11 protein-coding genes and 4 pseudogenes are annotated in these 14,222 nt (G+C 59.4%); 11 read left to right on the top strand and 4 right to left on the bottom strand.

The features are described 5' to 3' along the window. Window positions 1-57 precede the first annotated feature (57 nt). The 3 genes from ltrA (at window position 58) to tnpC (ACVMB0_RS37970) (ending at window position 3,216) form a co-directional block, all read left to right on the top strand. Window positions 58-1,332, top strand: a complete 1,275-nt coding sequence (gene ltrA / locus ACVMB0_RS37980) for a group II intron reverse transcriptase/maturase (RefSeq protein WP_461349534.1) — start codon at window positions 58-60, stop codon at window positions 1,330-1,332. Window positions 1,333-1,365: 33 nt separating this feature from the next. Beyond that, window positions 1,366-1,560, top strand: coding sequence for an IS66 family insertion sequence element accessory protein TnpB (tnpB, locus tag ACVMB0_RS37975; RefSeq protein WP_139486060.1), 195 nt, complete (start codon window positions 1,366-1,368; stop codon window positions 1,558-1,560). Between the two features lie 121 nt (window positions 1,561-1,681). Further along, a protein-coding gene (tnpC, locus tag ACVMB0_RS37970; RefSeq protein WP_461349788.1) for an IS66 family transposase occupies window positions 1,682-3,216 on the top strand; the annotation gives its coding sequence in 2 pieces (ribosomal slippage) (window positions 1,682-2,822 and window positions 2,822-3,216; 1,536 coding nt in all). 230 nt (window positions 3,217-3,446) lie between these two features. On the opposite strand, the pseudogene ACVMB0_RS37965 reads toward tnpC (ACVMB0_RS37970), so the two are convergent. Further along, window positions 3,447-3,518 (bottom strand): annotated as a pseudogene (locus ACVMB0_RS37965) (hypothetical protein); the annotation flags it as partial. A gap of 555 nt (window positions 3,519-4,073) precedes the next feature. Here ACVMB0_RS37965 and ACVMB0_RS37960 point away from each other — a divergent pair. Further along, entirely contained in the window at window positions 4,074-5,324 is a 1,251-nt protein-coding gene (locus ACVMB0_RS37960; RefSeq protein ID WP_461349533.1) for a pyridoxal phosphate-dependent decarboxylase family protein, read from the top strand. A 367-nt stretch (window positions 5,325-5,691) separates the two neighbouring features. Here the strand turns inward: ACVMB0_RS37960 and ACVMB0_RS37955 are convergent, their stop codons facing one another. Further along, window positions 5,692-5,895: an IS66 family transposase gene (locus ACVMB0_RS37955; protein WP_461349787.1), complete on the bottom strand. Its 204-nt coding sequence runs from the start codon at window positions 5,893-5,895 to the stop codon at window positions 5,692-5,694. Between the two features lie 591 nt (window positions 5,896-6,486). On the opposite strand from ACVMB0_RS37955, the gene tnpB (ACVMB0_RS37950) reads away from it, so the two are divergent. The 3 genes and pseudogenes from tnpB (ACVMB0_RS37950) to ACVMB0_RS37940 all read left to right on the top strand — a co-directional run. After that, a complete protein-coding gene (gene tnpB, locus ACVMB0_RS37950; RefSeq protein ID WP_461349532.1) occupies window positions 6,487-6,816 on the top strand; it encodes an IS66 family insertion sequence element accessory protein TnpB in 330 nt (109 codons plus the stop codon). A gap of 76 nt (window positions 6,817-6,892) precedes the next feature. After that, window positions 6,893-7,156: an IS66 family transposase gene (locus tag ACVMB0_RS37945; RefSeq protein WP_461349531.1), complete on the top strand. Its 264-nt coding sequence runs from the start codon at window positions 6,893-6,895 to the stop codon at window positions 7,154-7,156. 863 nt (window positions 7,157-8,019) lie between these two features. Continuing rightward, a pseudogene (locus ACVMB0_RS37940) lies at window positions 8,020-8,952 on the top strand (IS3 family transposase); the annotation flags it as partial. A gap of 502 nt (window positions 8,953-9,454) precedes the next feature. Here ACVMB0_RS37940 and ACVMB0_RS37935 read toward each other — a convergent pair. Continuing rightward, window positions 9,455-10,480 (bottom strand): phosphotriesterase family protein, encoded by a 1,026-nt coding sequence (locus ACVMB0_RS37935; RefSeq protein ID WP_461349530.1) that lies wholly within the window; start codon window positions 10,478-10,480, stop codon window positions 9,455-9,457. Between the two features lie 826 nt (window positions 10,481-11,306). Next, a complete protein-coding gene (locus ACVMB0_RS37930; protein WP_461349529.1) occupies window positions 11,307-11,612 on the bottom strand; it encodes a hypothetical protein in 306 nt (101 codons plus the stop codon). Window positions 11,613-11,671: 59 nt separating this feature from the next. Here ACVMB0_RS37930 and ACVMB0_RS37925 point away from each other — a divergent pair. The 4 genes and pseudogenes from ACVMB0_RS37925 to tnpC (ACVMB0_RS37910) all read left to right on the top strand — a co-directional run. Next, window positions 11,672-11,761: pseudogene (locus ACVMB0_RS37925) on the top strand (IS66 family transposase zinc-finger binding domain-containing protein); the annotation flags it as partial. 105 nt (window positions 11,762-11,866) lie between these two features. Further along, window positions 11,867-12,268: an IS66-like element accessory protein TnpA gene (tnpA, locus tag ACVMB0_RS37920; protein WP_461349528.1), complete on the top strand. Its 402-nt coding sequence runs from the start codon at window positions 11,867-11,869 to the stop codon at window positions 12,266-12,268. Then, the gene (gene tnpB, locus ACVMB0_RS37915; RefSeq protein WP_041960907.1) at window positions 12,265-12,621 is read left to right on the top strand and encodes an IS66 family insertion sequence element accessory protein TnpB; all 357 of its coding nucleotides are present in this window, start codon (window positions 12,265-12,267) and stop codon (window positions 12,619-12,621) included. Before tnpA ends, tnpB (ACVMB0_RS37915) begins: the two co-directional genes overlap by 4 nt. A 122-nt stretch (window positions 12,622-12,743) precedes the next feature. Continuing rightward, window positions 12,744-14,222: pseudogene (gene tnpC / locus ACVMB0_RS37910) on the top strand (IS66 family transposase).

Genomic DNA, 14,222 nt, shown 5'->3' with positions numbered 1-14,222 from the left:
AAGGGGCCGAGGCAAGTGGTTCCGCCCACATGCAACTGTGATGAGCAGGAGGACATCATGGGTGTAACCGAACGCAAGCAGTACAATATCGACAAGCAAACAGTGATGAAGGCCTACCGATTGGTCAAAGCCAATGCGGGCTCAGTCGGCGTGGATAAGGTATCCTTCGAAGCTTTCGAGAAGGACTTGAAGGGCAACCTTTACAAGGTCTGGAATCGAATGTCTTCTGGCAGCTACTTTCCAACTGCCGTTCGGGCTGTCCCCATTCCCAAGAAGAACGGCGGACAACGCATTCTAAGCGTGCCGACAGTAGCAGATCGCGTGGCGCAGACGGTCGTCAAGCTGCAGATTGAACAAGCACTCGAGGAAATCTTCCTTCCCGATTCCTACGGCTACCGGCCCGGAAAATCCGCGCTGGACGCCGTTGGCGTCACCCGGCAACGGTGCTGGAAGATGGACTGGGTGCTGGAGTTCGACATCAAAGGCCTGTTCGACAATATCAGCCACGAGCTGCTCATGAAGGCCGTCAGGAAGCATGTGCAAGACGAATGGGCTCTGCTCTACATCGAACGCTGGCTAATAGCGCCGATGGAAGGCAAAGATGGAGCGATCACCGCTCGCGACCGGGGCACACCCCAAGGCGGCGTGATCAGTCCTGTCCTTGCCAATTTGTTCTTGCATTATGCGTTCGACACATGGATGGCGCGGAACTTCCCGCGGTCGCCATGGTGTCGATACGCAGACGACGGGCTCGTTCATTGCCGAACCAAGGCTGAAGGGGAAGCCATCAAGGCGGCGCTGCAAGCAAGGTTTGAGGAATGCGAACTCGAAATGCATCCCGACAAGACCAAGATCGTCTACTGCAAAGACAGCAACCGCCCGGGTAGCCATGCCAGTCAGTCATTTGACTTTCTGGGATTTACCTTTCGACCGCGCAGGGCAAGAAATCATCACAAGAAAGAAAACTTCTGTACGTTCTCGCCAGCGGCCAGCAGGGCGACGATGAAGTCTATGCGTACGACGATCCGGCAGCTCCGGCTCAGGCTTCGCTCGCAGACGGAAGTCGACGCAATCGCCTTGGAACTGAATCCCATCCTTCGGGGGTGGATGCAGTACTACGGCAGATATGGGCGGTCAGAAATGCACAACCTGTATCGATACGTCGACGAATCTCTAAACCGCTGGGCGCGACGCAAATACAAAGGGCTGAAGAATGGAAAAGTCAGAGCCTCCACCTGGCTCAGATTGATCCGCCGCCGCAGGCCGAAGCTGTTTGCTCATTGGGCGAGGTTGAGTTCTGCTTCGTTACTTGTTGAGAGCCGTATGACGTGAGAGCGTCACGTACGGTTTGGAGAGCGGCTCCGGGTGCAACTCCCGGGGCCGACTCACCATGGCCAGGGCGCATGTCTGTTCACGAAGCGGTTGGAGCGCGGCCGCTTTTTGTGGCCATCGCTGGCAGACGGCGTTGTGACGATCAGCGTTGCGCAGCTATCCTATCTCCTGTCCGGAATTGACTGGCGAATGCCGCAGGCAACCTGGCGTCCGCAGGCTTCCGGTTAAGCTGTGGCTTATTGACTCACGAGGGAGATCGGTCGCGAATTTTAGCCGCGAATATGATTGATTTGCCCTCGTGACAACGCCTTCCGATCTGCTTCCCGCCGACCTTGCCGCTGCGCACGCAATGATCCTTGCGCAGCGCGAACAACTGGCGCTGGCGAGGGGCGAAGTGACCGTCGGTCGACTGGAAATCGAGCGGCTGAAGCTGATGCTGGCCAAGGCACGGCGCGAACAGTTCGGGCAATCCTCCGAACGCGGCAAGCTGCTGGTCGAACAGCTCGAACTCGCCATCGAGGATCTTGAAGAGACACAGGCCGAACAGGAAATCAAGGCCGAACTCGCCGCACCAAGGGCCGCCAAGGAGAAGCGCGCGCAAAATCCACGGCCGCCGCGACGTCCGTTGCCGGACAATCTGCCGGTCGAGCGCGTCGTCGAACCCGCGCCTTGCGCATGTGGTAAGTGCGGCAGCGAGCGGCTGCATAAGCTCGGCGAGGTGGTCTCGAAGACCCTGGAATGCGAGCCGCGGCGCTGGAAGATTATCGAGCATGTCCGCGAAAAGTTCTCCTGCCGAGATTGCGAGGCGATCACAGAAGCGCCGGCACCCTCCCATCCGATCCCACGAGGCTTTGCCGGGCCGAACCTGCTGGCGATGGTGCTGGTCAACAAGCTCCTGCTGCATCAGCCGTTAAACCGGCAGAGCAAGACGTATGCCCGCGAAGGGGTCGAGATCGACGTCTCGACCCTGGCGGATCGGGTCGGCGCCTGCGTGGTAGCACTCGATCCCATTATTGAGGCCATTCGGATCCACGTCATGAGCGCGGAACGCATCCACGCCGACGATACGACGGTGCCGGTACTGGCCAAGCTTAAGACGGTTACCGGCCGGATCTGGACCTATGTTCGCGATGACCGGCCGTTTGGCGGCAAGGATCCGCCAGCGGCCCTGTTCTACTACTCACGCAACCGGGCTGGAGAACATCCGCAAAACCATCTTGCCGGCTATGTGGGTCTCATGCAGGCCGATGCCTTCGATGGATATAACCAGCTCTACAAGGCCCAAAGGAAGCCAGCTCCGATCCTTGAAGCGGCCTGTTGGAGCCACGGCCGCAGAAAGTTCTTCGAGTTGGCGAAATCTGGAGAGGTGCCGATTGCCAGCGGGGCCGTGCGACGCATCGATATCCTGTTCGAGATCGAGCGCACCATTAACGGCAAAACGTCGGAACAGCGGCTTGCGGCACGTCGTGATAAGTCGAGGCCGATCGTGCCGATCTCGAAATCTGGATGCGCCAGCAGCGAACCTTACTCTCATCAGGCAACAATACTGCAAAGGCGATCAACTGCCTGCTCAACCGCTGGGCGGCGTTCACCCGCTTCCTGGACGATGGCCGCATCTGCCTCTCGAACAACGCTGCCGAACGAGCGTTACGCGGTGTGGCTGTCGGAAGACGAAATTGGACCTTCGCCGGTTCAGATGCTGGCGGCAATCTTGTCGCCGCTGTCTATACCCTGATCGAAACCTGCAAGATGAACGACGTTGATCCGCAAGCCTGGCTCGCTGACGTGCTGGCCAGCCTTCCAGGTCACCCCGTCAACAAAGTCGCCGACCTGCTCCCGTGGAATTGGAAGGCGACCCAACAGTCCAAAGCGGCTGCTGGCTGAGGCGCCGCGGCAGACCAGCGCGCCTGCCCGGGGTGCTGGCCGGATGCGTACTATCCCTCCGTAGAGGGCCGCCTTGTTTGACGGACGCGAACGCTGCGGGTTCGCGGTAGAGGTGCTCACATCGGTCGAGCGGCGGTGTCGATGGCCGCAAGATGAGAAGAACGGCTGGTTGCGGCGTCGCTTGAGCCCGGAGCCACTGTTCAGAGGTGGCTCGCATGGCCGGCAGCTGTTCAGGTGCCGCAAAGAGCTTTGCAAGGATGACCCGTGATGGTACCCTTCCAGATCGCGCCCCTGCGTGCGTAAACCGCGTATACGGCCTAACCAAATCCGATTTGCCTCGTCGTGCGTATCTCGCTGTCAAAGGCTACTGCCGAGCAAATCCGGGAGGGGATGCCATGTCGGATATCCGACATTGATGCCTTTACTACTACTATTAGCTTCAGCCATTCTTCGTGAAGGAAGCGCATGTTTGATCTTCTCATCAAGCAAGATGCCTTCCTTCGATACCCGTTGTCTCCCTGGCACATGACTTGCTGGGATGACGTGTCGTTCTTGGACATGAATTTACGCCAGGGTTCGGCCGTCACTGACCACGTCTAACCAATCCACCCTAGTTGCCTTGCGACTGAGAGGTTGCGCGCAGATTCTTGGAAGATAAATCGTGCTTGCTCAGCGCCTCTTGATAAGGCAAGGCCCAAAGTTCTCAAAGTGCGCGTCTCAGCCGTTTTTTCAAGACGTCGTGACGGTGCGCGCGAAGGAAGGAAGTAGCCTCAGCGAGTTGATTTGCGCCAACCAAGGTAGATAATTTGGGATTGACTTATCGAGATCTCCTAAACTCCAAGAATGGGTATCAAAGCATGGCCACACTGCCTCAAACTGGAACGGACTGGAGTGAGCTCAAAGGTCGCTTGCTTCAATTGAAGCAGGGCGACTACGCCTGGAAGGATGGGCGTCTCCCGGCCTATGTCTATCACTACACTGAGGAGCTCATGCGGGTCTCGCAAGAGGCTTACATGGAGTTCTTCACTGAGAATGCGCTCGGTCGCAAGGCGTTTCCGAGCGTCGTCACTCTCGAGACCGAGGTCATAGAAATGAGCATTGGACTTCTGGGCGGAAGCTCCCGCGCCGGAGGGACCTTCACCAGCGGCGGCACCGAAAGCATCTTTCTCGCAATCAAAACCGCCAGAGACTGGGCACGAAAGGAGAAAGGCATTGATCGTCCCAAGATCGTGATGCCTGTTTCCGGTCACGCAACCGCTGATAAGGCCGCCGACTATCTCGGGATGGATGTCGTGCGCACACCTTTGCGAGCCGACTTCCGTGCGGACGTTGGCTTACTCGAGGCCGCGATCGACGAGCACACCTGCATGGTCTACGCTTCAGCGCCTGGATATCCGCATGGTGTGTTCGATCCGATTGAAGAGATTGGAGCGCTCGCGGAGAAGCGCGGCTTGTGGTTGCACGTCGATGCTTGCGTAGGAGGCTTTCTGGCGCCCTTTGCGCGAGAACTCGGCTATCCTATTCCTCCCTTTGACCTGTCAGTCCCCGGCGTCTGTAGCTTGTCCGCCGACATCCACAAATATGGATTTGCGGCAAAGGGCGCGTCCCTGGTCCTGTTTGCGGATCGCGACTATCAAAAATACCAGCGCTTTGAGTTCAGCAACTGGCCGCGCGGCACTTACGTAACCGATACCTTCCAGGGGAGCCGGGCGGCCGGTCCCATCGCATCAGCATGGGCGGTGATGAACACACTTGGTCATGCCGGTTACCGCGAGATCGCCCGCGTGATCATGGAAACCCGGGAGCGGTTTATCGCAGGCGTCGAGCAGATCAATGGTCTTCAGGTGCTCCGGCCCAGCGACCTCTGCATTCTGATGTACGATTCGGTCGATCCGGACGTCGATATCTATGCGGTCGCAGATCGCATGGCCGAAAAAGGCTGGTTCGTCGGCAAGTCGATCACGCCGAAAGCCGTCCATATCGCCCTCAATCCCGTCGTCGCCCCCGCGCTCGACGCCTACTTTGCCGATCTGGCCGCATGCGTCGATCATGTGCGAAGCGAAATAGGGTACAGCATCCGATCTACATTTGCTGCTAATCAGCATTGAGAACGGTAAATTTCACCCGCGGTAGTGAAAATCTCAGGGCTTAATCTGTTGCGCCAGCGGGATGGCATGATCTCCGAAATTGATTCGGTTGTGGCCCGCCATCCTGCCCTCCGCGACGTTGGCCGTCCCATAGTTCCTAGCGATTACCGTGCTGATCGCGCGGACGCGCTTTCAAGACAGTAAGGCTTGCCCGTGGCCCAAGCGCGTCGATTTGGCTGTTCCGGCCAGCGTTGGCGATACGCCGAAGTGTTAGAGCGAGCCAGGAGAACGGATCGACGTTGTCCATTTCGCCGTCTGCAGCAGTGTTGCGATGGTCGCCCAGGTTTGTCCGCTGCCGACGCTACCGGCGAAGGGACTATTCTTTCTCTTAGTTGGTTTTCTTTCTCTTAGTTGTTTGTGGCCTGATCGCGCGTTCGATGATGTTGGAGTCGAGTTCGATGCGACCGTCATTGAGGAAGCGCTCGAAGATAGCACGGCGCGAGACCGCATAGCGGATCGTCTCGGCCAGTGTTGATCTGCCGGAGATCCGCAGCAAGCTCTGGTGCCAGAGTCGTAAGAAATCTTCGACGATCGCCGCGGAGGCTTACTGGCGCGCGCCGCAACGTGAGCGTTGGGGTTTTGACCGCGAACATTTCTCAACGTGCCCGAGCTTTGCCATCCGCTCGACCGCCGTCGTTGCCACTTTCGTAAGCGAAAAAGACCCCGTCTGGCGCAGCTTGAGCGATCGGCTATCGGCTGCTGAGTTTGTGAACCGATGTGAGCTTCTATGTCTGCGCCTAGTTCTGGAACTAGAACCCTCCATATGATCGAAGCGGTTGCCGACCGTCTTGAGGGAGCGCCGCGGCAGCTTCGCCGACGCTGGTCGACGAGTTTAAGGCGCGCAAGTTGTGACAGAGGCGCTGGGAGCCCGGCGCAAGTGTCTCGGCGATCGCGCGCGGGATTGGCATTCACCCGTCGCAGCTGTTCGCCTGGCGCCGTGATGCTCGGGCGGAGCGACATTGTCCCGCGCGGCACTCGAGTTGCGAGGATGTGGTGATGTCTGCGGCAGGCGCGGTGATCGAAATTGCCATTGGCGAGGTGATCGTGCGCGCCGGCGCGGACGTCGACGAGGCGCAGTCGCGGCGGGTGATCCGGGCAGTGCGTTCGGCATGATCCCTTCGGCGTGAATGTGTTCCCGGCTAGCCATCCGGTCGACTTCCGCGAGGGTATCGATGGCCTTGGTGCGCTGGTACGCGATGCTGGCTCAGATTCGTTCGATGGCTCGCTTTGTGTGTTCCGAGCCAAAGGAGCCGACCGAATAAAGATCGTATGGTGGGATGGCTCTGGCGTGTGCCTCTATTTAAAACGGCTTGAGAAGGTGAGGTTCTGCTGCCCGCGGATCGGACATTATCCGGTGCAGCTGAATGCTGCGCAGTTGATGGCCCTGGTCGATGGGACGGACTGGAAGCGGGGCCGGACCGCGGCGGTCAAGCCGCCGGAGATTGTTGGGTAAAAGTACTGCGACGAAGTGAATCTCAGCGCTGAAGGGCGCGGCGATCCTCGCAGATCTCTTCGATCTCTGGCAACAGATGGCGGATCTCCGGCAAATCAAAACTAGCCGAGCGATCCGCTATGCCGTCTCGCGTCGGGCCATCTTCGAACGCTTCGTGACCTATGGTCGTATCGAGTTCGACTCCAACGTCGTGGAACGCGCCATCCGGCCCCAAACAATTACGAGAAAGAATGGCCTCTTCGCTGGCAGCGACGGTGGCGGACAACCCTGGGAGCCCATCGCAACACTGCTGCAGACAGCGAAAATGAACAACGTCAGTCCGTTCGGCTGGCCATCGTAACACTTGCGCATCGCCAACGGTTGGCCGAGCAGCGAACTCGACGCGCGCTTATGCCAGGGAATCACGCCGCCTGACGGCCTTAGCTTGCCGCTTCCCCTTCGAACTTCCTGCAACATGCAGCTTGTAGAACTTGCGCCTGCTGTGTGACCAGCTTGCGTCAGGACAAGTGCTGGAAAGGAGGAAGAATGTGATCTGAAACCTTTCATCGTGACCCCGAGGGTTCCACGCCCTCCCGGCAAAGGCGGAGCCCGCCAGCCGGAGACGAGTTTTACATGGGCGACGGCAACGTCGCTCGTGCAGCGTAGACAGCGGATACCGAAGCCCTGTGGCTCGAAATCATGGTCGTGCTGAAGCCTTCGCTGTGTTGGATCCGGGGCAGCACCGGGAAAGCCGCTATGGCCAGGCTGACCGGTTCGGCCGGGCCTCTAAGCAGGGCAAAGGTACGGGATGCCCGGAAACTTGAGAGGTCCCGTTTGTTCCCACATGGAAAGCCGGCACGGAGCACCGGCCACAACAACGCTCCGGCCTGATGACCGACTTGGCGGGCATCCGCGCACGTGAACACGAAAACACCAAGGCATGTGGAATCCCGAGGTGAAGACATAAGCCGATGAAGGCGCGCGGCGGGAAGTCGTAGCGGCTCCGTAGTGCCAAGGAAGGCGGGGAAAGGCTCACGGGGCCCGCTCGAGGCAGGGAAGCCGCCACCCGTTAAGACTCATTGACGAGAAACACGGGAGGGAACGCTGCGTCCCACGAACCTATCCACGAAACAACAATGGATAGCCGATCTGGCGAAGAACAAGAATCCCAAGCGGGGGCTGACCTCGCTGCATCACCTGATCTATCGTGAATGGATGCATGGAGTATCGGAGGCCAAGCGGCTGAAAACGCTGGAGGACGAGAACACGTGGCTGAAACGATTGCTGACCGACTCCATGCAGGACAATGCGGCGTTGCGGGATCTCTTCGAAAAGAAATGGTGACGCCCGCAGCCAAGCGGAAAGCTGTCGCCCATCTCCGAGGCGCCTTCGGAATGAGCGAACGGCGGGCGTGTAAAACCAATCGGCTGCTGCCGCATGACCATGAGATACCTCGGGCGGACGAAGCCGTTTCCGCCAGCTCAATCGCCCAGGAGCGCCGCCGCATCGGCTATCGGCGCCTCCATGTTCTGCTCAAGCGGGAAGGCTACCTGATCAGGCACAAGAAGCTGCTCTGGCTCTACCGGGAAAAGAGGCTTGCGGTGCGCCGCCGTGGCGGCCGCAAGGGGGTGATCGGAACCCGGGCGACGATGACGGTGCGATGCCGCCAAACGTCCGCTGGTGCTCGACTTCGTGTCGGATCAGTTCATCGATGGCCGCCGCTTCCGTATCCTCACATAGTCGATGATTGTACCCGCGAGTGTCTGGCGCTGGTAGCCAACACCTCGCGCTCCGGCATCCGCGTAGTGCGGGAGCTAGACCGGCTGATGATGGAGCGCGGCAGGCCGAAGATGGTGGTCAGCGACAACGGCAGCGAGTTCGCCGGTAACGCCATCCTGACACGGGCCGATCAGAGCCGTGTCGCATGGCACAACATTGCGCCGGGCAAGCTCATGCAGAATGCCTTTATCGAGAGCTTCAATGGCCGGCTGCGGGATGAATTGTTGAACGAGACGCTGTTCACGTCGCTGGGCCGGGCCCGCGTCGCGCTCCGATGCTGGCGGACCGATTACAATGACGCACGACGATACTCGGGGCTCGGATGGAAGATGCCGACTTTGCCTTCACCTGCCACCGCGCCGGGAGCTGGCGCTGCGCTAGGCCGAGAGCTCCGCGCCAGCTCCCGTCGCTGCCACCCACAAGTTTTATCCAGTCCTGAGTTCGCCCAGGCTGTTGGATTTACCCGTCTAAGCGGGCAAGGTGCAGGCTCAACCTGCATCGCTTGGGAACAGCACGCGCACTTGTCGCGGGTTATCCGGGGCACTGCGCCTACTACGGCATCTCCGGCAACGGCCAACCAGCTCACGCGGATATGGAAGAAATGGCTCCCGGGGCGTGTTCGCCACAGCAATCTGCCGTGGTCACGCTCCCGGGCCATGCTCGCGCGACACCCGCTGCCGACGGCCAAGATCGTCCACCAATATGCCGTCTCGTGAGCGAAGCTTACGCGTGAAGAAGGGGGCTCGTTTGTCGGCGTCAAGCAGGATCATGCACCACTTCTGTGACCGGCGGTGAGCTTGCCCGCTCGACCATAAAAATCTGGCGCTGAAACGGCTCCGATGGCTTTCACCAGCGCCGTTGTCTCTGATCGCCCAGTTCCTTAAGGACTAAGTTTCGCTGGAGAATGCCTGCCACTGCCTCTCAAAACCTCTCCTGTAAAGAACCGTCGAGGATTCTCTTCCAAGATTGAGAAGATGTCTGTTTGGCTGACACCGCGTTCGCGCAGCATTGGGATGAAGTGGGTGAACATATAGGTGTGCGTCTGCCATAGCCCCTGTGACTTTAATTGGTCGACTTTGGCCCGCTCCCCAGGACTTAGTTGGTGAGCCGTCGGCTTGCCTAGATACCCGCAGAGACGGTCCATGCTCATTATGATCAACGAACCAAAACCGTCGCGCAATAGTTGCGCTACGTTGTCCGCGCGAACGTCGTCCCGTTGCACATGCTCCATTCCGATTTGATCGAAGCCGATGTAAGAGCCTCCTTCTCCAATGCGGCGATGATAGGCGAGATCGGGGTTGATGCAGCAATGACCAATCAGGCACCGATGGGCATCAACCCCGCCGACCGCAAACAGATGCTGCTGGTCAGGCCCAGCGCACCCGTCTGTGGTATGGGTAATGATCGGGACTCCCGTCGCCTTGTGTGCGATGCAGGCAGCGGCGAGAACCTTCTTTTCCTGATTGGTGATAACTGGCGCGCTCGTCGCCACCTTCAGAGCTCCTGCCTTCACGCCGGTCGTACCGATGCCATCGGTGATCTCGCGGATGTATAGCTCAGCAATCTCTTCGACAGTTCGCCGTCGCCAGTAGAACGGCAGCCCCCTTTCCTCATAATAGAATCCCGTGGTGCAAATTAGTTGCATACCAGATTTTTCGGATACTTCCTTCATTAGGGAGACGTCGCGGCCGAGCTCGATCGGACATGGGTCTACAAATGTGCACACGCTATACTCTTCGCGCAGTCGTATCAGCCGGCGAACCGCGTACTGTATCAATTCTGCACGGCAGAATTTGGCGAGCGGATCGAACCAGGCGCCCGGAAAAGCGATGAACAGATGCTCGTGCATTAATGTACGTCCGAGGTTCTCAGCTGGGACGGGACCTGTTACTGTCTGAACTAACATGCGCTAATCCTCTTCAGGATTTTTTACCTTGTCCGTGGCCAGAAGAGCTCGCGCCAAGGAAGGAAGAGAGGGTCGCCAGAAGTCGGCTTTCAAGGAAGGCTGCGACCTCGTGACATTGTGACATTTTTGTCTCTGCATTTGTATAACAATCGAACAGTCGATAGTTTGCAACTACCAGTTTTGACTATTGCAGTATGAGTGCACTCATTGTGTCCCAGCCACAATTCGGATTTAGAATAGCGTCAGAGTCCGATACGAGGGACGTGTGAGGCAGGAGCTGTTCCCAAGCCGCTTGCGAAAGTCGGGCGCGCAGTCGTCGTTCTTTACGCAGTTTAGCTTCCGCGCGCCGTGGGGCTGCCCTGATCTCTTCGGACCGCCCTCAAATGGAAGCTCATGCGCCAAGTCGACCATTCCGATCAGCGAGGCTTCGCGCGCCCTCGATCGACGCTCGTGGACGAGACGTACTGCGATTGCCCGTCTCAGATTTCGACTCGTGTCGACGGGGGTGAAATCTCAGCCTGAACCCCGTGAGCGAAGCTTGAAGTATTCCGTTATAGATCTGCTTTTGGGTGGAGATCCGTGGACACAGGATATAGATCCGCGCTTGAACAGGGTTGAACATTGCAGTCCGTTTACGTTCTTTTGAATACGTGCTGTCGTTAATCGCCGCACCCGACAATGGATTAAACCTGTCCAATTGGCGCCTTGATTGTATCCGTCACATCGCTAACTACTCGTTTTCGTTCAGTTCGTCTTCCTTTTCCCAGTGAGCGATGCCGAAAGCTTGTATGAGCAACGTCTTCCATTAAGGCGCTTTGGCGAAAGGCTATAGGCTTTTGGAAGCGCCGTCGTTTGCCAGCCCATCCGCCAACTTGGACCCAACTGCTCTGGGGGACGTTCTTAAAATCGGTATCCGTCCGGTGGAGCTTTCAATTACCCACAAATTCTCCTCCGACCATGGCGCCCAGACGATGTCGGTGAGGCGTGACAGCCCGCGCCACATGACCGTGTTGCCGGGCGGCGGATCGCTGGCGCGGGCGAGATAACCGCCGAGCCGGGCGATCTTGATCAGATAGCACGAGAGCGTTTTCTGTCTTGCTTTTGGTTTGTCGTTGACGAGGCGATTTAGCACGCCGATTTCGGTCGCAGTCTACGCGCGGGTTGGCGGCGCGTCTGGGGCGGAACGGTTGAGCATCGTCATCCTGCCCATGCTGCGGCGACAGCCGATTGCGCAAGATTGGCGAGGACGTAACCGAGACGCTGGAGCTCGTTCGTAAGCGCTGTTCAGCGGCCACCTACCGGACGACGGGGCGATCTGCGAGTCTACGGTTTGTTTGAACCGTTAGGCTTAGAATGAACACAGTGCATAGTGCTATCACGGAGCCAGTGCGGCGGCTTGAGGTCTTCACCGGAGCCGGCCGGCGGCGGAAGTGGAGCGACGAGGACAAGGCGCGGATCGTTGCGGAGATCGTAGCGAGCGGCGACTCGGTCTGTTCGATAGCGCGACGGCATGGTTCGTCGCCGCAGCAGTTGTTCGGATGGCGACGTCAGTTGCGAGAAGCAGCGGGCGGTCATTCCGAAGAAGAAGTACAGTTTGTGCCGGCGGTGGTGGATGCCGTGGTGCCCACGGCTGCTCTTGGCCGTGAGCGCAAAGCGGTGCGCGGCAAGGCGAAGACGGATTCCGGGCTCATCGAGATCGAAGTTGACGGCATCACGATCCGGGCCGGTCGTGGTGCGGATCCAACGATGATTGCGTCGATCGTCCAGGCGCTGAAGGCGAGCCGGTGATCGGTCCGTCGGGTGCGGTCCGGGTGATGGTGGCGACCAAGCCGGTAGACTTCCGCAAGGGAATGGAGGGGCTTGCGACCCTGGTGCGCGAGAGCATGGGGGCTGACCCATTCTCAGGAGCTGTGTATGTGTTCAGGGCCAAGCGGGCGGACAGGATCAAGCTGGTGTTCTGGGACGGAACGGGTTTGTGTCTGTTCGCCAAGAGGCTCGAGGATGGAATCTTCCGCTGGCCGAAGATCGAGGACGGTGTGATGCGTCTGTCGGCGGCGCAATTGTCGGCGCTGTTGGAGGGGCTCGACTGGCGGCTTGTGCATGAAGCACGGGAGACGCCGGCGCCAACACAAGCCGGATAGCTGTTGGCGGCGCTGCGGCGAAGTGAATCAGGGGCATCAGACGCGTCGCCAGATGGCGGCGAATATGCTCTGAATTGGGTGTGAGTGACGTCCTGCCTGACGATCCCGAGACGCTGAAAGCGATGCTGCTCGCCGAGCGGTGCGAGAGCGAACGGCTCCGTCAGATCATCAAGGAATTGCAGCGGCATCGGTTTGGCCGGCGGGCAGAAACGCTGTCTGAAGATCAGATGCTGCTGGGCCTGGAAGACGTCGAGCAGGTCGCAGCGTACGGCGAGACGGCGCAGGACGTGAGCGCACCTGAAGGCAATGAGGCGCGGGCTCGCAAGCGCCGCGGCAACCGTGGCGCCTTGCCGGCGCACTTGCCGCGGATCGAGATCGTCGTCGACATTGAGGACAAGACCTGTCCCTGTTGCCAGGGCGAGTTGCACCGGATGGGCGAGGATCGGAGCGAGCGGCTGGACTTGGTCCCGGCGCAGTTCCGGATCCTCGTGACTCGGCGCCCCAAATACGCCTGCCGGGCTTGCGAGGACGGCATCATGCAGGCGTCGGCCCCGGCCAGGCTGATCGAGGGTGGATTGCCGACCGAGGCCACCGTCGCCCAGGTCCTGGTCTCCAAATATGCCGATCACCTGCCGCTCTACCGGCAGGCCCAGATTTACGCCCGCCAGGGCATTGAACTCGATCGTTCGACGTTGGCGGACTGGGTGGGGCAGGCAGCCTTCCACCTGCGTCCGTTGCATGAGCGACTCCTGGGCAAGCTTAGGCAACGGCCAAAGCTGTTCGCCGATGAAACGACGATGCCGGTGCTCGATCCCGGCCGCGGGCGCACCAAGACCGGTCAGCTCTGGACCTATGCGGCAGACGACCGGCCATGGGGCGGCGCTGATCCGCCGGGCGTCGCCTATGTCTATGCGCCCGATCGCAAAGCCGATCGGCCGATCGCCCATCTTGCAGGCTTCAAGGGGATTCTGCAGGTCGATGGCTATGCCGGCTATGGCAAGCTTGCCGAGCGTGGCGAGGTTCAGCTTGCATTCTGCTGGTCGCATATGCGGCGTAACTTCTACGAACTTGCCAGCCCCGGTCCCGCGCCCATCGCAAGCGAGGCGCTTCAGCATATCGCCGAGTTCTACGCGCTCGAGAAGGACATCCGAGGCCGCAGCGCCGAGGAGCGCCGCCTCGTCTGGCAGCAGAAGAGCCGGCCGCTGGCGGAATCCTTCGAACGGTGGCTCCGCGCAAAGCTCGCGTTGATCAGCCAAAAGGGCAAGCTGGCCGATGCCATCCGTTAGGCGCTCTCACGCTGGGAGGGGCTGACGCGCTTCATCGATGATGGCCGCATCGAGCTCGACAACAACGCCGTCGAGCGCTCGATCCGCCCGATTACGCTCAACCGGAAGAATGCGCTGTTTGCAGGCTCCGACGGCGGCGCCGAGCACTGGGCCATCATCGCCTCCTTGGTCGAAACCTGTAAGCTGAATGACGTCGATCCGCTTGCCTATCTGACCGATGCCTTCATCAGGATCGTCAACGGCCATCCAAACAGCAACATCGATGAGCTGCTTCCATGGGCCTATTGCCGTCACGACCTCAAAGCCGTGGCCTGA

This window comes from Bradyrhizobium sp. USDA 4451 (assembly GCF_054822585.1).
Note: the sequence above shows the minus strand (reverse complement) of the source record. Positions and strands in the feature narration are given on the sequence as shown.

Coding starts and splice junctions, on each gene's coding strand:
- ltrA (WP_461349534.1), top strand. CDS start 58: ATGGGTGTAACCGAACGCAAGCAGTACAATATCGACAAGCAAACAGTG.
- ACVMB0_RS37960 (WP_461349533.1), top strand. CDS start 4,074: ATGGCCACACTGCCTCAAACTGGAACGGACTGGAGTGAGCTCAAAGGT.
- ACVMB0_RS37945 (WP_461349531.1), top strand. CDS start 6,893: ATGGCGGATCTCCGGCAAATCAAAACTAGCCGAGCGATCCGCTATGCC.
- ACVMB0_RS37935 (WP_461349530.1), bottom strand. CDS start 10,480: ATGTTAGTTCAGACAGTAACAGGTCCCGTCCCAGCTGAGAACCTCGGA.